The following is a 21,740-nucleotide window of genomic DNA, read 5'->3' on the forward strand; positions in this document are numbered from 1 at the left end:
TTTACTCCTTCCTTTTTCTATGTATATATTGTCGAAAATTTTACCGAATATCTGTTCGTTTTCTTGGTTTTTTTATGAGCATTCGTGGTAAAATGGGAATACAGATTTTTTACGAGGAGGTCGGTTTTGTTTGGAACATCAATTTGAAATTATCTCAGCTTATTCCCCGCAAGGTGATCAGCCGGTAGCTATAGAGAAGCTTGTGGAGGGAATTAATAGTGGGAAGAAAAAGCAAGTGTTGCTTGGAGCAACAGGAACGGGTAAGACATTTACGATTTCAAATGTCATTAAAGAAGTGCAGAAGCCAACACTTGTTATGGCTCATAATAAAACGTTAGCAGGACAGTTATATAGTGAGCTGAAAGATTTTTTTCCGAATAATGCAGTTGAATATTTTGTTAGTTATTACGATTATTATCAGCCAGAAGCGTATGTGCCGCAAACAGATACGTTTATTGAAAAAGATGCGCAGATTAATGATGAAATCGATAAATTGCGTCACTCAGCAACGTCCGCATTATTTGAACGGGACGATGTAATTATCGTTGCGAGTGTTTCGTGTATATATGGTTTAGGTTCTCCAGAAGAATACCGCGAGTTAGTTGTTTCACTTAGAGTTGGTATGGAAAAGGACCGCAATCAATTGCTTCGTGAACTCGTTGATGTGCAGTATGGACGTAATGACATTGATTTCAAGCGTGGTACATTCCGTGTGCGCGGAGATGTAGTTGAAATCTTCCCAGCATCACTTGATGAGCATTGTATTCGAATTGAATTTTTCGGCGATGAAATCGATCGTATTCGCGAAGTAAATGCGTTAACAGGTGAAGTATTAGCAGAACGTGATCATGTAGCAATCTTCCCAGCATCTCACTTCGTTACACGTGAGGAAAAAATGAAGGTCGCTATTGAAAATATAGAAAAAGAATTAGAAGAACGTTTAAAGGAATTAAATGATAATGGCAAGTTATTAGAAGCGCAGCGTATAGAACAGCGTACACGTTATGATTTAGAAATGATGCGCGAGATGGGCTTTTGTTCAGGGATTGAAAACTATTCCCGTCATTTAACACTTCGTCCGGTGGGTGCAACGCCGTATACGTTATTAGACTATTTCCCGAAAGATTTCTTAATTGTTATGGATGAGTCACACGTATCAGTACCACAAGTAAGAGCGATGTATAACGGGGACCAAGCACGTAAGCAAGTGCTTGTGGATCATGGATTCCGTTTGCCATCAGCTTTAGATAATAGACCGCTTACGTTTGATGAGTTTGAAGGGAAAACGAATCAAGTTATTTACGTTTCAGCAACGCCAGGACCGTACGAGTTAGAGCAGGCACCGGAAGTAATAGAACAAATTATTCGTCCAACAGGGCTTTTAGATCCACCAATTGATATACGACCAATTGAAGGGCAAATTGATGATTTATTAGGAGAAATTCAAGATCGCATTGCAAAAAATGAACGTGTATTAATTACGACTTTAACGAAGAAGATGTCAGAGGATTTAACAGACTACTTAAAAGATGTAGGAATTAAAGTGAACTATCTTCACTCTGAAATTAAAACGTTAGAACGTATTGAAATTATCCGTGATCTTCGCCTTGGTAAGTTTGACGTACTTGTCGGTATTAACTTATTACGAGAAGGATTAGATATTCCAGAAGTATCACTTGTAGCTATTTTAGATGCTGATAAGGAAGGATTCTTGCGTTCAGAGCGTTCATTAATTCAAACAATCGGTCGTGCAGCACGTAATGAAAACGGCCGCGTTATTATGTATGCAGATCGTATAACAAGATCAATGGGAATTGCAATTGAAGAAACGCAGCGTCGTCGTACTATACAAGAAGCTTACAATAAAGAGCATGGTATTACGCCGAAAACGATTCAAAAAGGCGTGCGTGATGTTATCCGTGCAACGACAGCTGCTGAAGAGCCGGAAATGTATGAAGCGGCACCAGCTAAGAAGATGACGAAAAAAGAGCGTGAAAAGACAATTGCGAAGATGGAAGCAGAGATGAAAGAAGCAGCAAAAGCGTTAGATTTCGAGCGTGCAGCTGAATTAAGAGATTTACTATTAGAATTAAAAGCGGAAGGGTGAACAGAGTGAGCATAAGCAAGGATTTTATTGTCGTAAAAGGTGCTAGAGCACATAACTTAAAAAATATTGATGTAACCATTCCGAGAAATCAGCTTGTTGTTGTGACGGGATTGTCTGGTTCAGGGAAATCATCATTAGCGTTTGATACGATTTATGCAGAAGGGCAGCGCAGATACGTAGAATCGTTATCTGCGTATGCGCGTCAGTTTTTAGGACAAATGAATAAGCCGGATGTAGATACGATTGAAGGATTGTCACCAGCGATTTCAATCGATCAAAAAACAACGAGTCGTAATCCACGTTCAACAGTTGGAACGGTCACGGAGATTTATGATTATTTACGTTTATTATTTGCGCGAATTGGTACGCCAATTTGTCCGAATCATGGTATTGAAATTACGTCACAAACAGTAGAGCAGATGGTAGACCGTGTACTTGAATATCCTGAACGTACGAAATTACAAGTGTTAGCTCCTATCGTTTCTGGGCGTAAAGGTGCACATGTGAAAGTGCTTGAAGACATTAAGAAGCAAGGATATGTTCGTGTACGTGTTGATGGTGAAATGCTTGATGTATCTGAAGATATTGCATTAGATAAAAATAAGAAGCATTCCATTGAAGTTGTAATTGATCGTATTGTTGTAAAAGAAGGGATTGCAAGCCGTCTTGCAGATTCACTTGAAAGTGCATTAAAGCTTGGCGGGGGCCGAGTGTTAATTGATGTAATGGGAGAAGAGGAACTTCTATTTAGTGAACATCATGCTTGTCCGCATTGTGGTTTTTCAATCGGAGAATTAGAGCCGCGCATGTTCTCATTCAACAGTCCATTCGGGGCATGTCCTTCTTGTGATGGACTTGGTTCAAAGTTAGAGGTAGATTTAGAACTTGTCATTCCGAATTGGGATTTATCATTAAATGAACATGCGATTGCGCCTTGGGAACCGACAAGCTCACAATATTACCCGCAGCTTTTACAATCTGTATGTAATCATTACGGCGTTGATATGGATATGCCTGTGAAAGATATACCGAAAGATTTATTTGATAAAGTGTTGTACGGAAGCGGTGAAGAGAAAGTTTATTTCCGCTATGTAAATGAATTTGGTCAAGTAAAGGAAAATGAGATTTTATTTGAAGGTGTTATTCCAAATATCGAACGTCGTTATCGTGAAACGAGTTCTGATTATGTTCGTGAGCAAATGGAAAAGTATATGGCAGAGCAAGCTTGTCCGAAGTGTAAAGGTGGACGCTTAAAGCCAGAGAGTTTAGCTGTTTTCGTTGGTGATAAAACGATTGCTGATGTAACGAAGTATTCTGTTCAAGAAGTACAGGAATTCTTCTCGAATGTGGAGCTAACGGAGAAGCAACAAAAAATTGCTCATTTAATTTTAAGAGAAATCCAGGAGCGCGTTGGATTCTTAGTGAACGTCGGTTTAGATTATTTAACGTTAAGTCGTGCCGCAGGAACTTTATCAGGTGGTGAGGCGCAGCGTATTCGTTTAGCGACACAAATCGGTTCTCGTCTTACTGGCGTACTTTACATTCTTGATGAGCCTTCAATCGGCTTGCATCAGCGCGATAACGATCGTCTTATTCGTACGTTGCAAGAGATGCGTGATTTAGGGAATACGTTAATTGTCGTTGAACATGATGAAGATACGATGATGGCTGCTGATTATTTACTTGATATCGGACCTGGTGCAGGTATTCACGGTGGCCAAGTTGTATCAGCGGGTACGCCAGCTGAAGTGATGCAAGATGAGAATTCGCTAACAGGGAAGTATTTAAGCGGTAAAGAGTTTATTCCGGTTCCACTTGAAAGACGTAAAGGTGACGGACGTAAAGTGGAAATTGTCGGTGCAAAAGAGAATAACTTAAAGAATGCAAAGATGTCATTCCCGCTTGGTACGTTTGTAGCGATAACGGGTGTATCTGGTTCTGGTAAAAGTACGATGATTAATGAAGTACTATATAAATCATTAGCGCAAAAGTTATATAAAGCGAAAGCGAAGCCAGGTACTCATAAAGAAATTAAAGGTCTTGAGCATTTAGATAAAGTAATCGATATTGATCAATCGCCAATCGGGCGTACACCACGTTCTAATCCAGCGACGTATACAGGTGTATTCGATGATATTCGTGATGTGTTTGCACAAACGAATGAAGCGAAAGTGCGTGGATATCAAAAAGGACGTTTCAGCTTTAATGTAAAAGGTGGACGTTGTGAAGCGTGCCGTGGTGATGGGATTATTAAAATCGAAATGCACTTCTTACCAGACGTATACGTTCCGTGTGAAGTTTGTCATGGTAAACGTTATAACCGCGAAACGTTAGAAGTGAAGTATAAAGATAAGAACATTTCTGAAGTGTTAGGGATGACAATTGAAGATGGAGTAGAGTTCTTCGCTAATATCCCAAAAATTAAGCGTAAACTTCAAACGCTTGTAGATGTAGGTCTTGGTTATATGAAATTAGGACAGCCAGCTACGACGTTATCTGGTGGTGAAGCGCAGCGCGTGAAGCTAGCTTCTGAATTACACCGTCGTTCTACTGGGCGTACGTTATATATTTTAGATGAGCCAACGACTGGTTTGCATGCACATGATATCGCGCGTCTTCTAGAAGTGCTGCAACGCCTTGTTGAAAGTGGCGAGACAGTTCTTGTTATTGAACATAATTTAGATGTAATTAAAACAGCTGACTATATCGTTGACCTTGGACCAGAGGGCGGAGATAAAGGTGGGCAAATCGTTGCTTCAGGAACGCCAGAGCAAGTAGTAAAAGAAGAACGTTCGTATACAGGTAAGTATTTAAAAGAGATTTTAAATCGCGATAAAGCAAGAATGAAAGAGAAAATAAAAGAAGTAGAGTTATCTCAATAAGTGTATTACGAAAAACCGAGTGGAAATGACACTCGGTTTTTATTTTATCCCGCTATTTGTGGGCAACCTGATTGGTTTAACTAATAATCAGTGGGATGAACAAAATCCTCACTGATTAAAAATTCGCTTTATAGGGGGAGAAGATGGAGTTTATCCCGCATTAACGGGCAGTAAGATCCCCACCTCAAAATTCAGCGGAAGCCAAGAAGTTAGGTGGGAGATCAACTGCCCGTAAAAGCCCGATTGGTTCAACTAATAATCAGTGGGGGATGAACAAAACCCCCACTGATTAAAGTTTCACTTTATAGATGTTTTAAGAAAGAAAAACATGAAGGTAAGGGAGTTTCAAAGTTGGGGTGTTTATTTTCGGAAGCGCTGGGAGGATAACTTTGCAAATCATGTAAGTGATGAGGAAAAGGAAGACATCTTTCTGTATGGTGATAAGTATGCATGTGGGTTTCTTTGGCACATATTTAGTTATGAGAAAAAGAAGTGTTTAGAGGGTGAAGAAGCGGAAAATGCGTTTCATAATGAAGCGAAAAAGGAGTACCATATATTCTATCAACATTGTGATGACGTACTACTAATAAAAGATGCGAGTTTATTACATATCGAGGATATATTACGGGAGACGTATGATGCGTATAAAGGCGATATCTATATTGTAGACAAAGATTTTACTTGGACTTTTGTAAAAACTCATGAACATAGATGGTATGGCCCTTATTTTGCGAGGAAATGTTAGTAGGTATACAAGCAGGAAGAGTAGAATAAGTTGATATAAGTGTTTGCATGATACTTGCGTTTATAATCTATTAGCGTATGATGAAATATATATGTCAAAAGGATGTGTAAGAAAATGAGATGGATTGTATCACTTCTTGTAAATAGCGTTGTGTTAATCGCTGTATCGGGACTTTTAAAAGGGATTGCGCCAGACGCGTTTTACGTAGCAAATATACAGACTGCAATTATTGCGAGTATTATCTTAGCTGTTTTAAATGTGTTCGTAAAACCGTTTTTAATTTTAATTACGCTACCAATTACTCTTGTCACTTTCGGGTTCTTCTTAATTGTTATTAATGCGATTACGTTAAAAATAGCAGATTCATTATTAGGAGATGCGTTTAATATATCAGGGTTTGGTGTAGCAATCGTTGCGGCAATTTGTATTTCAATTTTTAATATGATTATTGAAAAGGCAATTGTGGAACCTTTATATGAAAAAAAGAGAAAATGACAAAAAGAAAAACATTTCATGATGTGTATGAAATGTTTTTTTCTATTTATTAGAAACCGTATTTCTTGTTTCCAGAAAAAAATGGTACAATATCCGGTAGAATGGAATTTTACATCAAATGAGACTGAACCCGCAGCGGAGTGGAGGTTTATACATATGCCGAAAGTAAGGACAAAAGATTTAATTGAACAATTTCAATTGGAGTTAATAAGTGGTGAAGAAGGAATTCATCGTCCGATTGATACAAGTGATTTATCACGACCTGGAATTGAAATGGCAGGATTTTTCACATATTATCCAGCTGATCGCGTGCAGCTTCTTGGAAAGACGGAGCTTACGTTCTTTGACACATTAACGTCAGAGCAAAAGCAAGAGAGAATGAAAGCGCTTTGTACTGAGGAGACGCCATGTATTATTATAACTCGTAATCAAGATGTACCAGATGAGTTATTGCAAGCATCACGTGAATCAGGCATGCCTTTATTACGTTCTGCTCAAACGACAACAAGATTATCAAGTCGTTTAACAAATTATTTAGAAGGTAAGTTAGCACCAACAACAGCTGTACATGGTGTGTTAGTAGATATTTACGGTGTTGGTGTTTTAATTACAGGTCAAAGTGGTGTCGGTAAAAGTGAGACAGCTCTTGAGCTTGTAAAACGTGGTCACCGTCTTGTTGCGGATGATAGTGTAGAAATTCGCCAAGAAGATGAAGACACATTAGTAGGAAGCTCGCCAGATTTAATTGAGCATTTATTAGAAATTCGTGGTCTAGGTATCATTAACGTTATGACGTTATTCGGTGCAGGGGCAGTGCGAAATTATAAGCGTATTACACTTGTTATTAATCTTGAAATTTGGGATCAAAAGAAAAATTACGATCGCTTAGGTCTTGATGAAGAGAAGATGAAGATTATTGATACAGAGCTTACGAAGATTACACTTCCAGTTCGTCCTGGTCGAAACTTGGCTGTTATTATTGAAGTAGCAGCGATGAACTTCCGTTTAAAACGTATGGGAGTCAATGCAGCACAACAGTTCTCTGAACGATTAATGAGTGCGATTGAGTTAGGAAATCAGGAGTAAACTTTGGAGAGGGAGGTCATACATATGCTGTTAGGTTCTGTACCACAGCTTGACCGTGTAGCGATCCAACTTGGGCCGTTTCCTGTATATTGGTACGGGATTATTATCGGTACAGGCGTGCTATTAGGTCTTTGGCTTGCAACTCGCGAGGGAGAAAGACTAGGTATTCCAAAAGATACATTTGTTGACCTTGTATTAATTGCAGTACCGATCGCTATTCTATTTGCGAGAATGTACTATGTTATTTTTGAATGGGAATATTACGCGCAAAACCCGAGTCAAATTATTAATATTCGTCAAGGTGGCTTGGCGATTCATGGTGGTTTAATCGGGGCTATTATTACAGGGATTCTTTTTGCGAAACGACGCGGGGTTTCATTTTGGAAGTTGGCTGATATTGCTGCGCCAAGTATTTTACTAGGACAAGCAATTGGTCGATGGGGAAACTTTATGAACCAAGAGGCGCATGGTGATGAAGTAACGAGACAGTTTTTAGAAGGACTTCATTTACCGGATTTCATTATTAATCAAATGTATATTGAGGGTGTGTACTATCACCCAACGTTTTTATATGAATCATTATGGAATTTTGCAGGTGTCATTTTATTACTTGCATTACGAAAAGTGAATTTACGACGCGGGGAATTATTCTTCACATATTTAATTTGGTATTCAATAGGGCGCTTCTTCGTAGAAGGCTTACGTACAGATAGTTTAATGTTAGGACCACTTCGTATCGCACAAGTAATGTCAATTGGACTTGTTGTTATTTCTATTATTTTCATTATCGTGAGACGAAAAATGGGGCAAGCTGATAAAAGATATTCGGAAAATTAGAGAAAAGTAGCATCTTATTATAAGGTGCTGCTTCTTTCATATCTAGGAAAGCGAAAGGACTAAGGAAATGAGAATAAATACAGTGTTATTTGATTTAGATGGAACTTTAATTAATACAAACGAACTTATTATTTCTTCTTTTTTACATACGTTACATACATATTATCCAAGTCAATATAAGCGTGAAGATGTATTGTCATTTATTGGCCCTTCTTTACATGATACTTTCAGCAAGATTGATGAAAACAAGGTTGAAGAGATGATTACATGTTATCGTCAATTTAACCATGATCATCACGATGAATTAGTGGAAGAATATGAAACTGTATATGAAACAGTTCAAGAGTTGAAGAAGCAAGGCTATAAAGTTGGTATTGTTACAACGAAAGCGAGACAAACAGTTGAGATGGGATTAAAGTTGTCAAAGCTTGATGAATTTTTTGATGTGGTCGTGACAATTGATGATGTAGAGCATGTGAAACCACATCCAGAACCACTTCAAAAAGCGCTTGAGTTATTAGATGCGAAACCGGAAGAAGCATTGATGGTTGGGGATAATCACCATGATATTGTTGGCGGACAAAATGCGGGCACGAAAACAGCTGCTGTCTCATGGACGTTGAAAGGTAGAGCATATTTAGAGGCTTACAAGCCGGACTTTATGCTAGATAAAATGAGTGATTTGCTACCGATTTTGTCTGATATGAACCGTTCATAAAGGTCCAAGTAAGTTAGTAGGGGTCTGTTTCCCTACTAACTTACAGTTTCACTTTTTAGTAGAGGAGCGAGTTAAGTGCGACGGACAACGCGCTATCCTGTTTCGGGAGAAAATTCATTATGGAATGTGTATAAAACAGTGTCTTTTTGGAAGGTAATGAAAAACTTTATTATTATCCAAATTGCGCGTTATACACCATTTTTATCCGTCAAGAATTGGTTGTACCGTACATTTTTACGGATGAAAGTCGGAAAGAAAACATCATTTGCACTTATGGTAGTGCCGGATATTATGTTCCCAGAAAAGATAACTGTGGGAGAGAATTCAATTATCGGCTATAATACAACGCTTTTAGCACATGAATATTTAATTCGCGAATATCGACTTGGAGAGATCGTCATAGGAAATGAAGTGATGATTGGAGCAAATACGACTATATTACCAGGTGTGAAAATTGGGGATGGCGCGATTGTTTCAGCTGGCACACTTGTTCATAGAGATGTCCCAAGTGGTGCTTTCGTGGGTGGAAATCCAATGCGTGTTATTTATACGAAAGAAGAAATGGATGCTAGAGAAGGTTGATGCTAAAAATGTAACATTTCTCTTCTTTTTTAATGAATAAAAAGGAAATAATTGAGTATAATATACTGTTTTGTTTTTTACGGAATCGTTTATACTTATAGATAGAAGAATGTGTGAACGAAGAAAACAAAAAACTGGAGGATATATGGGGAAAAATCAAGGAATATATAAGGAGAACGGACAAGTTATCTCTTTTAATCAATTATCGGACTTCTTTTATAAAAAAGGGATGAGGGCTTACAAAGGACAGAAATTGCAAGATGCAATTAAATATTTTCGAAGAGCGGCACAAAGTGAGAAGGAGCCGTTTATTTTATGCCAATTAGCAACAGTATTATCTGAGGCTGGTGAATATCAAGAGTCGAATCAAATCTTCTTTAAGCTTGTTAGAACTAATCCAGAACTTGAACAATGCTATTATTTTATTGCAAATAATTATGCATATATGGGGCTATTTCAGCAGGCGAAAAAGTATGCGGATCGCTATTTAGAAGTTGCAGAAGAGAAGGAATTTGTAGAAGATACATTAGAATTACTTGAAATTATGGAAGAAGAAGCGATGGGTGAGGAAGAGATTGAGGATGAAGACGATCTAATTGTTATGCAAGAAGAAGCGAATCGTTATATTCGTAACGGACAATTGGAAGAAGCAATTGCTACATTGGAAATTGTTACAAAAGATTATCCGGAATTTTGGTCGGGTCATAATAATTTAGCCATTGCACATTTTCAATCTGGTAATGTAGATAAAGCTCTGAAGTTAACGGAAATGATTTTAGAGAAAAATCCTGGTAATATACATGCGCTTTGTAATACGCTTATTTTCCTATATTCAATTGGAGAGCATAAACAAGTAGAAGCGTTAGCGGAGCAGTTAGTTTCAGTATATCCGATTTCGTTCGAGCATCGTTTGAAACTTGGAACGACACTTGCAACAATTGGTCATTTTGAGCCTGCATATAAATGGTTCAAAGTATTAAAGCGTCAAGGGTATGAGGGAGACGTTAGTTTTTATTATTGGTTTGCATATTCTGCTTATATGGTGAAAGATCAGCAAGTAGCTGAAAAAATGTGGCAGCATGTTGTAGAATTGCACCCTGATAAAAAGGGAAAAGAACCGTGGAATGCGCTGAATTTAGCAGATGAAGGACAAAACGTATTATTTGAAGAATTACGAAAATCATTTCAACAAAGTGCGACGCTAGAGGAACAAATGCTAGCTTTATATTTAATGAATGAATTGTCAACGCCAGAGAAGGTGGGATTCTTCTTTGATGTAACGCAGGCGAAGAACGGTGTTCCAATCGTATCGCAACTTGCAAAGTATTTCTTTTTACTTAATAGCCATAAGAGCATTCCAGCTGATTTACAGCAATTTGAACAGTGCGCGCAAATTGCGGATGCTTTATATAATTATACGAAAAAAGATGATGAATTAATCGAAGAGTGTTTACAATTTTGGTTTTGTACGTTCATACGTTTATATACATCTGGGGCAGTTTTTACAAATGTATACGGCTGGTCAGCTGCTGTTGAATATATTGTACGCAGCGAACAAGGAAATAAGATGACACAGTCGGAGCTTGGGGATGTATATAATGTATCTGTAGCGACTGTTCGAAAGTATGTGCAGGCTGTTAAACGTACGCACACATAGGGTAAGCAAATCATTGGGAAAAAAATGATGCTAACAGTATAATGAGGGTAACTTAATTGTGTAGGAATGAATAGGAGTGAATAGTGTGTCAGAAGAAAAAATTTATGATGTCATTATTATTGGTGCAGGACCAGCTGGTATGACAGCTGCAGTATATACATCTCGTGCGAATTTAAGCACATTAATGCTTGAGCGTGGTATCCCAGGTGGCCAAATGGCAAACACAGAGGATGTAGAGAACTACCCAGGTTATGAGTCTATTTTAGGACCAGACTTATCAAATAAAATGTTCGAGCATGCGAAGAAATTTGGTGCTGAATATGCATACGGTGATGTGAAAGCAGTCATCGATGGTAAAGAATACAAAACAATTATTGCTGGTAAAAAAGAATATAAAGCACGTGCAATTATCGTTGCAAGCGGTGCAGAGTATAAAAAAATTGGTGTGCCAGGCGAAACAGAACTTGGCGGCCGTGGTGTATCATATTGTGCAGTATGTGATGGGGCTTTCTTTAAAGGAAAAGAACTTGTAGTTATTGGTGGTGGAGATTCTGCTGTTGAAGAGGGTGTATTCTTAACACGCTTCGCATCAAAGGTAACAATCGTTCACCGTCGTGACACTCTTCGTGCACAGAAAATTTTACAAGATCGTGCTTTCCAAAACGAGAAAGTTGATTTCATTTGGAATCACACTATAAAAGAAATTAACGATGCAAATGGTAAAGTGGGAAGCGTAACACTTGTAGACGTAAACAGTGGAGAAGAGAAAGAAGTCAAAACTGATGGCGTGTTCATATACATCGGTATGTTACCACTATCAAAACCATTTGTTGAACTAGGTATTACAAATGAAAATGGTTACCTTGAAACAAATGAGCGTATGGAAACGAAAGTTCCTGGTATTTTCGCAGCTGGAGATGTTCGTGAAAAAATGCTACGTCAAATTGTAACTGCAACAGGTGATGGTAGTATCGCAGCACAAAGTGCACAACATTACGTAGAAGAATTATTAGAAGAACTAAAAACAGTATCAGAAAAATAAGGGATAATATGCCTTTTGAAAAGAAAGCTACCGATAGGAGCTTTCTTTTTTTTATGAAAATGTCAAAGTTTTGTCAAAAAATATTGGGATTATAAGCTTTCTTATTGATATACTGGACTTTACGGAAAAATCACTATAAGAAATGAGGAATTTATTCAGTATGGAATGGCGTAATATATATCGTGGATTTTGTATGGGCGTTAGTGATTTAATTCCTGGTGTGAGCGGCGGTACAATCGCTGTTGTGTTAGGGATTTATGAACAATTGCTTGCGGCAATTAGTGGATTCTTTAGTCGCGAATGGAAAAAACATTTAGGATTTTTAATTCCCCTTGCAGCTGGTGTGGCAGCAGCGTTTTTAACGTTAAGTCACGTTATTAAATATTTACTTGCAAATCATTATGAACCGACTCAATTTTTCTTCCTCGGTTTAATTATTAGTATATTACCGATGTTAATGAGAGAAGCTGATGCAAAGTCGTCGTTTAAAGCTAAGCACATTGTTTTATTAATAGTTGCAGCAATACTTGTTGCGATCACAGCTTTCTTTAAACCAGATAAGGCAGCAGATCCAATTACGACGTTAACAATTTTAAATGCAATTGGTTTATTTTTCGCGGGCTGGATGGCTAGTATGGCTATGTTGCTTCCTGGAATTAGCGGATCATTTATTTTATTAATTATTGGTGTGTATCCGACAGCAATTAATGCTTTAACTACACTGAACTTACCTTTAATCGTAGTTATCGGTGCTGGTGTTATGGCGGGGTTTGTTGTAAGTAGTAAAGGAATTAGTTTCTTGTTAGATCGTTATAAAAGTATGACATTTGCGGCAATTATTGGACTTGTTATCGGCTCGATTGTAATTGTGTTCCCTGGTATTCCAACTGGAGGATTTTCAATTATAAGTTCAATTATTACCTTTATTTTAGGATTTGCGATTGTTACTTATTTCGGTAAGAAATAAGGACTTTAATCCCCTTGGCGATAAAAATCGTTAAGGGGATTTTTCATGCTATTCATTGAAAGTCTAGGCATTTACATTGCTTGTTCTAGAAAGCTTTTTTAAAATTGTTGAGTAGCATGTGCTTAGCGAAAGAGGACTGGCTCCTTCGTTGTAGCAAACTGTTTTTGATAGTATAATGAAATGAGTATGCAGTGAGAAATTTACTGCAAGTAGCTGAGGTGAAGAAACATGCAAAGAGTGACAAACTGTGTGTTAATTAGAGATAATGAAGTACTCTTACTCCAAAAACCTCGCCGAAATTGGTGGGTTGCACCAGGCGGGAAAATGGAGCGTGGTGAGACAGTAAGAGATTCCGTTGTTCGCGAGTATCGTGAAGAAACAGGTATTTATTTAAAGAACCCAGCGTTAAAAGGGGTCTTCACCTTTGTCATCCAAGAAGGTGATAAAGTTGTTTCTGAATGGATGATGTTCTCCTTTTTAGCGACAGATTTTGCAGGAGAAAACAAACTAGAGAGCGAAGAAGGCATCATTGGTTGGCATACATTTGACAAAATTGATGATTTAGCAATGGCACCAGGAGATTATCACATTATTGATTATTTAATTAAAGGAAATGGCATAATCTACGGTACATTTGTATATACCCCAGATTTTGAGTTGCTTTCATATCGATTAGATCCGAGTTAAACCGTCAAGGAGAGGATAAGATGACAGAGAATAATGATATAAAAATGGTAATTATTACAGGAATGTCTGGAGCTGGAAAGACAGTAGCTTTACAAAGTTTTGAAGATTTAGGATATTTCTGTGTAGATAATTTACCACCGATGTTATTGCCGAAGTTTATTGAGCTTATGGCGGATTCAAAAGGGAAAATGAATAAAGTGGCACTTGGCGTTGATTTACGTGGCCGAGAGTTTTTCGAACATTTATGGGGAGCACTTGATGATTTATCAGAACGTACATGGATTATTCCTCATATTTTATTCTTAGATGCGAAAGATGGCACGCTTGTAACTCGTTATAAAGAAACGAGACGTTCGCATCCACTTGCACCAACTGGTTTGCCGTTAAAGGGAATCGAGATGGAGCGTGGCTTATTAACTGATATGAAGGCGCGAGCAAATATTGTGCTGGATACATCGGATTTAAAACCGAAAGAATTACGTGAAAAAATTGTTCATCTGTTTTCAACTGAAACTGAGCAAGCATTTCGTGTAAATGTTATGTCATTTGGATTTAAGTACGGTATTCCAATTGATGCAGATTTAGTATTTGATGTTCGTTTTTTACCAAATCCATATTACATTCCACATATGAAGCCATTAACAGGACTAGATGAAGAAGTTTCATCGTATGTGCTGAAATTTAATGAGACACATAAGTTTTTAGAAAAATTGACGGATCTTATTACTTTCATGCTGCCTCATTATAAAAGAGAAGGCAAGAGTCAACTTGTAATTGCAATTGGATGTACAGGTGGACAGCATCGTTCTGTTACGCTTACAGAATACCTTGGGAAACATTTGAAACCAGAGTATAGCGTTCATGTATCTCATCGTGATGTGGAGAAGAGAAAGGGCCATTAAGGGATGAAAAAAGAGAGAAAACCTAAAATTGTTATCATGGGAGGCGGTACTGGACTCTCTGTTTTATTACGAGGATTAAAACAATATCCAGTTGATATTACAGCAGTTGTTACAATCGCTGATGATGGTGGCAGTTCAGGTAGATTACGTGATGAGCTCGAAATTCCACCCCCAGGTGACATTCGTAACGTACTTGTTGCGTTATCAGATGTAGAGCCGCTGGTGGAAGCTTTATTTCAGCATCGTTTCACAACGGGAGACGGGCTGAAAGGTCATGCGTTAGGAAATTTATTATTAGCGGGTATGACCTCGATTACAGGAGACTTCTTCCATGCGATTACGGAAACGAGTAAAGTGTTAAATGTCAGAGGACGTGTGTTACCGGCAGCTAACCAAAGTGCGGTACTTCATGCGGAACTAGAAGATGGAGAAATTGTAACAGGTGAATCAAAGATTCCTTATTCCGGGAAGAAGATTAACCGCGTCTTTTTAACTCCAGAAGATGTAGAGCCGTTACATGAAACGTTGGCTGAGATTAAACGAGCTGATTTACTTGTTTTTGGTCCAGGAAGTTTGTATACGAGTATATTACCGAATTTAGTTGTTAACAAAATCGGGGACGCTGTTCTTGCTGCAAAAGCGAAGAAGGTATATGTGTGTAATGTTATGACGCAAGCTGGTGAAACGATGGGATATACTGCGTTTGACCATGTGCAGGCGTTACATGATCATTTAGGTAAACCATTTATTGATACTGCAATTGTAAATAACCGTGATATTCCTTGTGAATTACGTCAGTTATATGAGGAAGAACTGTCGGCACCAGTTGTAGTAGATGAAGAGCGTTTTACAGAGAGCAATATTGATGTCATTCAAGATCAATTAGCGAAGTATGATGATCGTGTTGTAAGGCACGATACATTAAAACTAGCTTCTATTTTATATTCACTGTTGTAGATGTGCGTTGCCTCGTTTGAGGTAACGCTCATCATTTCATATAGGACAAGATTTTTGTTCCAAAGTAATCGTATAAGGAGGTGTTGACTGTGTCATTTGCATCAGAAACAAAGAAAGAGCTAACGAATCTTGAGGTGAAGGAATGCTGTGAGAAAGCAGAATTATCAGCGTTACTTCGAATGAACGGATCGCTTTCTTTTTCAAACCGTCGTCTATCTATCGATATTCAAACGGAGAATGCGGCAATCGCAAGAAGGATTTATACGCTTTTGAAAAAAGGATATGACGTGACGGTAGAATTACTTGTTCGTAAAAAAATGCGATTGAAGAAAAATAATGTATATATTGTGCGGCTTGTTGAGAAGTCTCGCGAAATATTAGCTGATCTTCATATTGTTCGAGACGACTTTTCGTTAATTCGAAATATATCCCAGGAATTAATCGAGAAGAAATGTTGTAAACGATCGTATTTACGAGGTGCATTTTTAGCAGGTGGTTCAGTAAATAACCCAGAAACATCATCTTATCATTTAGAGGTCTTTTCGTTATATAAGGAACATAATGATGCTATATGTGAATTGATGAACGGATTTGATTTAAATAGTAAGACGTTGGAAAGAAGAAAAGGGTACATTACGTATTTGAAAGAAGCAGAAAAGATTACGGAGTTTTTAAATATTATAGGCGCTCATAATGCACTTTTAAGATTTGAAGACATTCGAATCGTTCGCGATATGCGTAATTCAGTAAATCGTTTAGTGAACTGCGAAACAGCCAATTTAAATAAAACAATTGGTGCAGCGCTAAGGCAGATTGAAAATATCCGTTATATTGATGAGACAGTTGGTCTTGATATATTACCAGATAAACTGCGAGAAATTGCACAATTACGAAGAGATTATCAAGATGTAACATTGAAAGAGTTAGGCGAGATGGTATCCGGGGGGAAAATTAGTAAATCGGGTATTAATCATCGTTTGCGTAAAATCGATGAGATTGCAGAGAAATTACGCGCGGGGGAAGCGGTAGCAAAAAAATAAGAGGTTAAAGGGGAAATGGAGCTGTGGTTCAAAAACGAGTTAAGGTTTCATTAAAAAACGGTTTACAAGCACGTCCGGCTGCGTTGTTTGTACAAGAGGCCAATCGCTTTCATGCGGATATCTTCATCGAGAAAGATGGAAAGACAGTGAATGCAAAGAGCATAATGGGGATTATGAGCTTAGCAATTGGAACTGGTAGCATGATAACAATTACAACAGAAGGTTCAGATGCAGAAGAAGCTTTAGAAGCATTAGCTGCATATATACAATAAGAAGCTATCGCGCATGTGCGATAGCTTTTTTGTTTTGTTATTTGGTGTTGGGAGTCGGGTATGTAGGGGGCGCGTGCTTGTCGAGGATTGTCGGTAAGTCGATAAGTTGTGTTGAATCGTCGATATATTAAAATAATCGCCGATATAATTGGAGTTACGGTCGATATATTTGAAAAATCGCCGATATATTTAGGGGTATACTAGGTGGGGTATGTGAGCGGGGAACAATATATAAAAGAAGCGCCCAATTATAGGGCGCTTCCGCTTTTAATCTATCCAGCTCCAGCGGCTAGAATCTCCGGTTGTTTCGCTTTTACATTCGAGGCAAAAAGCGCCTCGAATGTAAAAGCTCCAACACCCTGCGATTCTGAACGAGCCGCTTCCGCTTTTAGTTATTAACGATTTGTAAAGATCTTATCGATTAAGCCGTATTCTAGAGCTCTTTCAGCTGTCATGAAGTTGTCGCGGTCTGTGTCGCGTTGTAGTACTTCAAGTGGTTGACCTGTGCGGTCAGCAAGAATTTGGTTTAGTTTTTCACGTAAGAATAGGATACGTTTTGCAGCGATTTCGATTTCAGTCGCTTGACCTTGTGCTCCGCCAAGTGGTTGGTGAATCATTACTTCACTGTTTGGAAGTGCATAACGTTTTCCTTTTTCACCTGCTGCAAGTAAGAATGCACCCATAGATGCAGCCATACCGATACAGATTGTTGATACTTGTGGTTTAATAAATTGCATTGTATCGTAAATTGCCATACCTGCTGTGATAGAACCACCAGGGCTATTGATGTAGATGTGAATATCTTTTTCTGGATCTTGAGATTCCAAGAATAAAAGCTGGGAAACGATTGAGTTAGCTACATTGTCATCAATTGCACTACCAAGCATAATGATGCGGTCTTTTAATAGTCGAGAGTAAATATCGTAAGCGCGTTCTCCACGATTTGTTTGTTCAATTACTGTAGGAATTAAATTCATCTGTTATTTCCTCCTTCTAAAGCTTTCTTAGTCTTATAATACAATTATGGTCAATAAAGGTCAAACGAAACCACTTTAAATCAAAAAAATATGTAGTTGTACCATGAATTATTCGCTATGTTTTTGAAATTCCCTGCTTATGTATCTTCAACATCATAACCGAATTACATAAATTTAAACGTTATAAAAACTGTAGAAAAAAAGAAAAGAACGCCTTTTTATTGAAGCGTTCTTTTGATAGTTATTCTTTTAAAAGATAGGTTACTTTATTTAAAATCTTTTCGATTTGTTTCGCGTTTTTACTATACATTTCGCTCGCTGATTTCGACTTTGTTTCTAGGGAAAATAGTTCAAGATCAGCATGACATTTTTTTAAAGATGCTAATAATAAAGGCTTATTTTGAGGAGAAGGCATTTGTAGTTTGTCATTATAAATGTCGATAGTAAGTTGTCCGTATGAATCCACTTGACCGAGAAAGACATTTTCAATAACAACACCGAGCTTTTCTAGCTCAGAATGTAACCAAGCACGGTTATGCCCACTTGCTGAAAGGGGGCCGTCTAGTACATTCCCATCCATAATAACAGTTTGTGGTTCTTTTTCATTTGGTACTTTTAAACCGAGATCTTTTGCAGTAAGTGGTTGAGCATCTTTCTTTAATAATACATTTAATTCTCCGCTCGGTTCTAAGACAGCAAATTCAACTTCAGCTATACTGAATGTACCATTTCCTCTAAGAAGTTCAAGTAACTCATCACTTGTGTATTTTTCTTTCTTTAAATTATCCTCAAGTACTTTGCCATCTTTTATTAACACTGTAGATTTTCCTTCAAAAAAATCTCTAGCAGTTTTGTTTTTCAAGGAAAGAATTCCAACGAAAAAAGGTACCGAGGCGAAAATAAGTATTGCAAAGACACCATGGAAAAACTTTTGATCAAGCCCTGTAGCTATTTGAGCAGCGATATCACCGATTGTCATTCCCGCTATGTATTCAAAAAAGGAAAGCTGAGAGATTTGCCTTTTTCCTAAGCACTTTGTAATAGTGAATAAAATAATTAATATGAATACAGAGCGAAGGATGACAAGTGTCCATTCCGGTAGGTGAGACATAGTCATTTCCTCCAGTCTACTTAAAACCCTCTATATTGAGGTTCTTCACGTTCTAATACTGAAACTCTATCCTGTAAATCAGCGATGACACTGTCCATTTCTAACATACATTCATGAAATACACGTTTTGCTTCGTTATCTGTAGAATTTAGTGAAAGGGAGCTTAAACTTGCTTGAGCGCCCCTTACACTAGCAAGGCAAGTTTTAACGCTAGCGATAACTGTCATACGAACACCTTATCCTTTCGGTTTGAATAGCAAAGCTCCAATGAAGCCGAAAATAATAGCTGCGGATACGCCGGCGCTCGTTACTTTAAACATGCCGGTAATGACGCCAACGATGCCGTGTTTTGCAGCTTCTTCCATTGCGCCGTGAACGAGGGCATTACCGAAACTTGTAATAGGTACAGTTGCCCCGGCTCCAGCAAAATCAATTAATGGTTCATACAAATTGAATCCGTCTAATATAGCTCCGGCAACTACGAGTGTTGCCATTGTATGAGCGGGTGTAAGTTTTACAACATCAAACATAAGTTGGCCGATTACACATATGAGTCCGCCGATGACGAAAGCCCAGAAAAAAATCATTGCGTTGCACCTCCAAATTCAATCGAAACGGCGTGAGCGATACACGGAATCGTTTCTTCTTGTTGGAATGTAAGTGGAGATAGTAAAGCGCCTGTCGCAACGACAAGTATTTTTTTGAACTCTCCTCTTTTCATTCGGTTTAATAAATGACCGTACACGACTGTTGCGGAACATCCCGGTCCGCTAGCACCAGCTATGACAGGTTGCCCTTCTCTATAAATGAGTATGCCGCAATCTTGAAACTGTTCGCTCGTTACTTTTGTTCCGTGTTTATGTAGTAGGTCATAAGCAATTTCGCGACCGACATGTCCAAGATCACCTGTTACAATTAAATCGTAATAAGAGGCGTCAATTTGTCGTTCGCGTAAATGGGCTTCAATCGTATCGACAGCTGCTGGGGCCATCGCACCACCCATATTAAAAGGATCTGTTAATCCCATATCAATCACTCGCCCGATTGTGGCAGAAGTTACCCTAGGACCATGTCCAGTGTCGCTTAAAATAGCCGCACCTGCCCCGGTTACTGTCCATTGTGCGGTAGGCGGTTTTTGACCGCCGTATTCAGTTGGATATCGGAACTGCTTCTCTACAGCAGCGTTATGACTAGATGCCCCAGTTAATAAATATTTTGCACCTTTTGCATTTACAATGCTTGCCCCGAGTGCTAATCCTTCCATAGAAGTAGAACAAGCGCCAAATAATCCGAGATATGGTGTGCCGAGTGTGCGGCAGGCAAAGCTTGTTGGAGTGATTTGATTAATTAAATCTCCTGCAAGTACGAATTGAATATCGTCTTTACGAAGTTCTGCTTTTTCAGTAGCGCGGCTACAAGCTTCTTCGAACAAAATTTTATGTGCTTTTTCATAGGAATCCTGGCCGAGCCATAAATCTTCATGAAGGATATCGAAGTCTTCTGGAATGTTTCCTTTTGCTTCAAATGGCCCGCCAACGACTCCTGTCGAAATAATAACTGGTTTGTTTTCAAATACCCATGTTCGGTGTCCTTGTAACATTTATAGCCCTCCCCATTGAACGAGAATCGTTTTAATAAGTGCGATGACGAAAGCTGAAAATACACCAAACAAAATAACGGAGCCGGCTAATTTAAACATATTTCCTCCAACGCCGAGTACGAACCCTTCTGTTCGGTGTTCGATACATGCGGCAATAACAGAGTTACCAAATCCAGTGACGGGTACAGCTGTGCCTGCTCCAGCAAACTGCCCAAAGCGGTCATATATACCGAAACCAGTTAGTAACATGGAAATGAAAATGAGAGTTGCGACTGTTGGATTTCCTGCTGAACGTTCAGTGAAATCAAAATATGTGATATAAAACGTAGAAATGAGTTGTCCGATGAAGCAAATAAAACCACCAACGAAAAAGGCTTTAATACAATTTTTCAAGACAGGGCGCTTCGGTTCGCGTTCTTGCTCGAATTTTTTATACTCTTGTTGCACAGGGGTTAAGTTCTTATCTTTACTAGACATTGCGATCCTTCCTTTTCTATTAAAAAGCGTTAAGTGTTAGACTCCATTTTTTTCCCAATGAGTTTTAATTGCTTATTGATCTCGTTTTTAGATACTTCTTTTTTCTTAATTTTGCTCTCAAGCTTTTCGAGTAACATAAAGATTTTTTTATCAGTACTTACACGAACATCGAAAGTAGGATGCTCATCACTTAGCTGCTTTTGAAGCTTCTTACGCAGAGGTTTTAATCCAAACCTTTCGTGATGCTCCGGTGTCACTGCTATGTAGAGATCTAAATTTGAATTTACTGCTGTGCTTTTTATAATTTCTTCCATAGCGAGAGCCGTTTTCTTGGCTCCTTGTGATATAGATTGATTAAAGGATTCCGTACTCGTCTTTGTTAGCTTGGGACCTTTTTCTTTCTCCGTTCGTTTTGCTTCTTCTTTCACTTTTTTATCTAAGGGACTAGTATCACATCCGGTAAAAGAGCTACATAGAAGGGCAAATAATGCGGTTATGAGACCGAGTTTTCGCATGATTATCATTCCATTTCTATTGCAATATGTAATGTGATAGAAAAAGGATGACTGCATATCATCCTTTTTCTATTTCACAGCATG

23 protein-coding genes are annotated in these 21,740 nt (G+C 38.3%); 16 read left to right on the forward strand and 7 right to left on the reverse strand.

Going from position 1 to position 21,740, the window contains the following annotated elements; translation table 11 throughout:
* The first annotated feature begins 130 nt into the window (after positions 1-130).
* From uvrB to QCI46_RS01710, 16 genes are all read left to right on the forward strand, one after another.
* Positions 131-2,107: an excinuclease ABC subunit B gene (gene uvrB, locus QCI46_RS01635; protein ID WP_353839463.1), complete on the forward strand. Its 1,977-nt coding sequence runs from the start codon at positions 131-133 to the stop codon at positions 2,105-2,107.
* An 11-nt stretch (positions 2,108-2,118) separates the two neighbouring features.
* A complete protein-coding gene (gene uvrA, locus QCI46_RS01640; protein WP_353841819.1) occupies positions 2,119-4,989 on the forward strand; it encodes an excinuclease ABC subunit UvrA in 2,871 nt (956 codons plus the stop codon).
* Positions 4,990-5,317: 328 nt separating this feature from the next.
* Positions 5,318-5,734, forward strand: a complete 417-nt coding sequence (locus QCI46_RS01645; protein WP_353839464.1) for a DUF4275 family protein — start codon at positions 5,318-5,320, stop codon at positions 5,732-5,734.
* A 114-nt stretch (positions 5,735-5,848) separates the two neighbouring features.
* Positions 5,849-6,229 carry a phage holin family protein gene (locus QCI46_RS01650; protein ID WP_001267307.1) on the forward strand — a complete coding sequence of 127 codons (381 nt, stop codon included), beginning with the start codon at positions 5,849-5,851 and terminating at the stop codon, positions 6,227-6,229.
* Between the two features lie 156 nt (positions 6,230-6,385).
* Positions 6,386-7,315: an HPr(Ser) kinase/phosphatase gene (gene hprK, locus QCI46_RS01655; protein ID WP_001127247.1), complete on the forward strand. Its 930-nt coding sequence runs from the start codon at positions 6,386-6,388 to the stop codon at positions 7,313-7,315.
* 24 nt (positions 7,316-7,339) lie between these two features.
* Positions 7,340-8,152, forward strand: coding sequence for a prolipoprotein diacylglyceryl transferase (lgt, locus tag QCI46_RS01660; RefSeq protein WP_353839465.1), 813 nt, complete (start codon positions 7,340-7,342; stop codon positions 8,150-8,152).
* A 67-nt stretch (positions 8,153-8,219) separates the two neighbouring features.
* Positions 8,220-8,870, forward strand: coding sequence for a pyrophosphatase PpaX (gene ppaX / locus QCI46_RS01665; RefSeq protein ID WP_048542493.1), 651 nt, complete (start codon positions 8,220-8,222; stop codon positions 8,868-8,870).
* Positions 8,871-8,945: 75 nt separating this feature from the next.
* On the forward strand, positions 8,946-9,452 hold the full coding sequence (locus QCI46_RS01670; RefSeq protein ID WP_088608596.1) for an acyltransferase: 507 nt from the start codon (positions 8,946-8,948) through the stop codon (positions 9,450-9,452).
* Positions 9,453-9,597: 145 nt separating this feature from the next.
* Positions 9,598-11,109: a tetratricopeptide repeat protein gene (locus tag QCI46_RS01675; RefSeq protein WP_353839466.1), complete on the forward strand. Its 1,512-nt coding sequence runs from the start codon at positions 9,598-9,600 to the stop codon at positions 11,107-11,109.
* 85 nt (positions 11,110-11,194) lie between these two features.
* Positions 11,195-12,151: a thioredoxin-disulfide reductase gene (gene trxB, locus QCI46_RS01680; RefSeq protein WP_001288065.1), complete on the forward strand. Its 957-nt coding sequence runs from the start codon at positions 11,195-11,197 to the stop codon at positions 12,149-12,151.
* Positions 12,152-12,311: 160 nt separating this feature from the next.
* Positions 12,312-13,118: a DUF368 domain-containing protein gene (locus tag QCI46_RS01685; protein WP_353839467.1), complete on the forward strand. Its 807-nt coding sequence runs from the start codon at positions 12,312-12,314 to the stop codon at positions 13,116-13,118.
* Between the two features lie 228 nt (positions 13,119-13,346).
* Positions 13,347-13,805, forward strand: coding sequence for an NUDIX hydrolase (locus QCI46_RS01690; RefSeq protein ID WP_001190080.1), 459 nt, complete (start codon positions 13,347-13,349; stop codon positions 13,803-13,805).
* 20 nt (positions 13,806-13,825) lie between these two features.
* Positions 13,826-14,707, forward strand: a complete 882-nt coding sequence (rapZ, locus tag QCI46_RS01695) for an RNase adapter RapZ (RefSeq protein WP_000138461.1) — start codon at positions 13,826-13,828, stop codon at positions 14,705-14,707.
* Between the two features lie 3 nt (positions 14,708-14,710).
* Positions 14,711-15,664 (forward strand): gluconeogenesis factor YvcK family protein, encoded by a 954-nt coding sequence (locus QCI46_RS01700; RefSeq protein ID WP_000712181.1) that lies wholly within the window; start codon positions 14,711-14,713, stop codon positions 15,662-15,664.
* A gap of 89 nt (positions 15,665-15,753) precedes the next feature.
* Positions 15,754-16,704, forward strand: coding sequence for a DNA-binding protein WhiA (gene whiA / locus QCI46_RS01705; RefSeq protein ID WP_000006569.1), 951 nt, complete (start codon positions 15,754-15,756; stop codon positions 16,702-16,704).
* Positions 16,705-16,727: 23 nt separating this feature from the next.
* Positions 16,728-16,976: an HPr family phosphocarrier protein gene (locus QCI46_RS01710; protein WP_000250305.1), complete on the forward strand. Its 249-nt coding sequence runs from the start codon at positions 16,728-16,730 to the stop codon at positions 16,974-16,976.
* 395 nt (positions 16,977-17,371) lie between these two features.
* On the opposite strand, the gene clpP is transcribed toward QCI46_RS01710, so the two are convergent.
* The 7 genes from clpP to QCI46_RS01745 form a co-directional block, all read right to left on the reverse strand.
* The gene (gene clpP, locus QCI46_RS01715; RefSeq protein ID WP_001049163.1) at positions 17,372-17,953 is read right to left on the reverse strand and encodes an ATP-dependent Clp endopeptidase proteolytic subunit ClpP; all 582 of its coding nucleotides are present in this window, start codon (positions 17,951-17,953) and stop codon (positions 17,372-17,374) included.
* A 241-nt stretch (positions 17,954-18,194) separates the two neighbouring features.
* The gene (locus tag QCI46_RS01720) at positions 18,195-19,064 is read right to left on the reverse strand and encodes a DUF421 domain-containing protein (RefSeq protein ID WP_327959575.1); all 870 of its coding nucleotides are present in this window, start codon (positions 19,062-19,064) and stop codon (positions 18,195-18,197) included.
* A 20-nt stretch (positions 19,065-19,084) separates the two neighbouring features.
* The gene (locus tag QCI46_RS01725) at positions 19,085-19,291 is read right to left on the reverse strand and encodes a DUF1657 domain-containing protein (RefSeq protein ID WP_087983999.1); all 207 of its coding nucleotides are present in this window, start codon (positions 19,289-19,291) and stop codon (positions 19,085-19,087) included.
* Positions 19,292-19,300: 9 nt separating this feature from the next.
* Positions 19,301-19,651: a stage V sporulation protein AE gene (gene spoVAE / locus QCI46_RS01730; RefSeq protein WP_000575924.1), complete on the reverse strand. Its 351-nt coding sequence runs from the start codon at positions 19,649-19,651 to the stop codon at positions 19,301-19,303.
* A complete protein-coding gene (gene spoVAD, locus QCI46_RS01735) occupies positions 19,648-20,664 on the reverse strand; it encodes a stage V sporulation protein AD (protein ID WP_087983063.1) in 1,017 nt (338 codons plus the stop codon). Before spoVAD ends, spoVAE begins: the two co-directional genes overlap by 4 nt.
* Positions 20,665-21,141, reverse strand: coding sequence for a stage V sporulation protein AC (spoVAC, locus tag QCI46_RS01740; protein WP_000095399.1), 477 nt, complete (start codon positions 21,139-21,141; stop codon positions 20,665-20,667).
* A 29-nt stretch (positions 21,142-21,170) separates the two neighbouring features.
* Complete coding sequence (locus QCI46_RS01745; RefSeq protein WP_353839468.1) at positions 21,171-21,656, reverse strand: hypothetical protein; 486 nt, start codon at positions 21,654-21,656, stop codon at positions 21,171-21,173.
* Positions 21,657-21,740: the final 84 nt, after the last annotated feature.

The sequence above is a fragment of the Bacillus cereus group sp. RP32 genome (genome assembly GCF_040459735.1).
Classification (GTDB): domain Bacteria; phylum Bacillota; class Bacilli; order Bacillales; family Bacillaceae_G; genus Bacillus_A; species Bacillus_A wiedmannii.

Bases quoted from the DNA above. Each gene is read 5' to 3' on its own strand.
- QCI46_RS01645 (WP_353839464.1), top strand. From the start codon at position 5,318: ATGAAGGTAAGGGAGTTTCAAAGTTGGGGTGTTTATTTTCGGAAGCGC.
- QCI46_RS01650 (WP_001267307.1), top strand. From the start codon at position 5,849: ATGAGATGGATTGTATCACTTCTTGTAAATAGCGTTGTGTTAATCGCT.
- hprK (WP_001127247.1), top strand. From the start codon at position 6,386: ATGCCGAAAGTAAGGACAAAAGATTTAATTGAACAATTTCAATTGGAG.
- lgt (WP_353839465.1), top strand. From the start codon at position 7,340: ATGCTGTTAGGTTCTGTACCACAGCTTGACCGTGTAGCGATCCAACTT.
- ppaX (WP_048542493.1), top strand. From the start codon at position 8,220: ATGAGAATAAATACAGTGTTATTTGATTTAGATGGAACTTTAATTAAT.
- QCI46_RS01675 (WP_353839466.1), top strand. From the start codon at position 9,598: ATGGGGAAAAATCAAGGAATATATAAGGAGAACGGACAAGTTATCTCT.
- QCI46_RS01685 (WP_353839467.1), top strand. From the start codon at position 12,312: ATGGAATGGCGTAATATATATCGTGGATTTTGTATGGGCGTTAGTGAT.
- QCI46_RS01690 (WP_001190080.1), top strand. From the start codon at position 13,347: ATGCAAAGAGTGACAAACTGTGTGTTAATTAGAGATAATGAAGTACTC.
- rapZ (WP_000138461.1), top strand. From the start codon at position 13,826: ATGACAGAGAATAATGATATAAAAATGGTAATTATTACAGGAATGTCT.
- QCI46_RS01700 (WP_000712181.1), top strand. From the start codon at position 14,711: ATGAAAAAAGAGAGAAAACCTAAAATTGTTATCATGGGAGGCGGTACT.
- clpP (WP_001049163.1), bottom strand. From the start codon at position 17,953: ATGAATTTAATTCCTACAGTAATTGAACAAACAAATCGTGGAGAACGC.
- QCI46_RS01720 (WP_327959575.1), bottom strand. From the start codon at position 19,064: ATGTCTCACCTACCGGAATGGACACTTGTCATCCTTCGCTCTGTATTC.
- QCI46_RS01725 (WP_087983999.1), bottom strand. From the start codon at position 19,291: ATGACAGTTATCGCTAGCGTTAAAACTTGCCTTGCTAGTGTAAGGGGC.
- spoVAE (WP_000575924.1), bottom strand. From the start codon at position 19,651: ATGATTTTTTTCTGGGCTTTCGTCATCGGCGGACTCATATGTGTAATC.
- spoVAD (WP_087983063.1), bottom strand. From the start codon at position 20,664: ATGTTACAAGGACACCGAACATGGGTATTTGAAAACAAACCAGTTATT.
- spoVAC (WP_000095399.1), bottom strand. From the start codon at position 21,141: ATGTCTAGTAAAGATAAGAACTTAACCCCTGTGCAACAAGAGTATAAA.
- QCI46_RS01745 (WP_353839468.1), bottom strand. From the start codon at position 21,656: ATGCGAAAACTCGGTCTCATAACCGCATTATTTGCCCTTCTATGTAGC.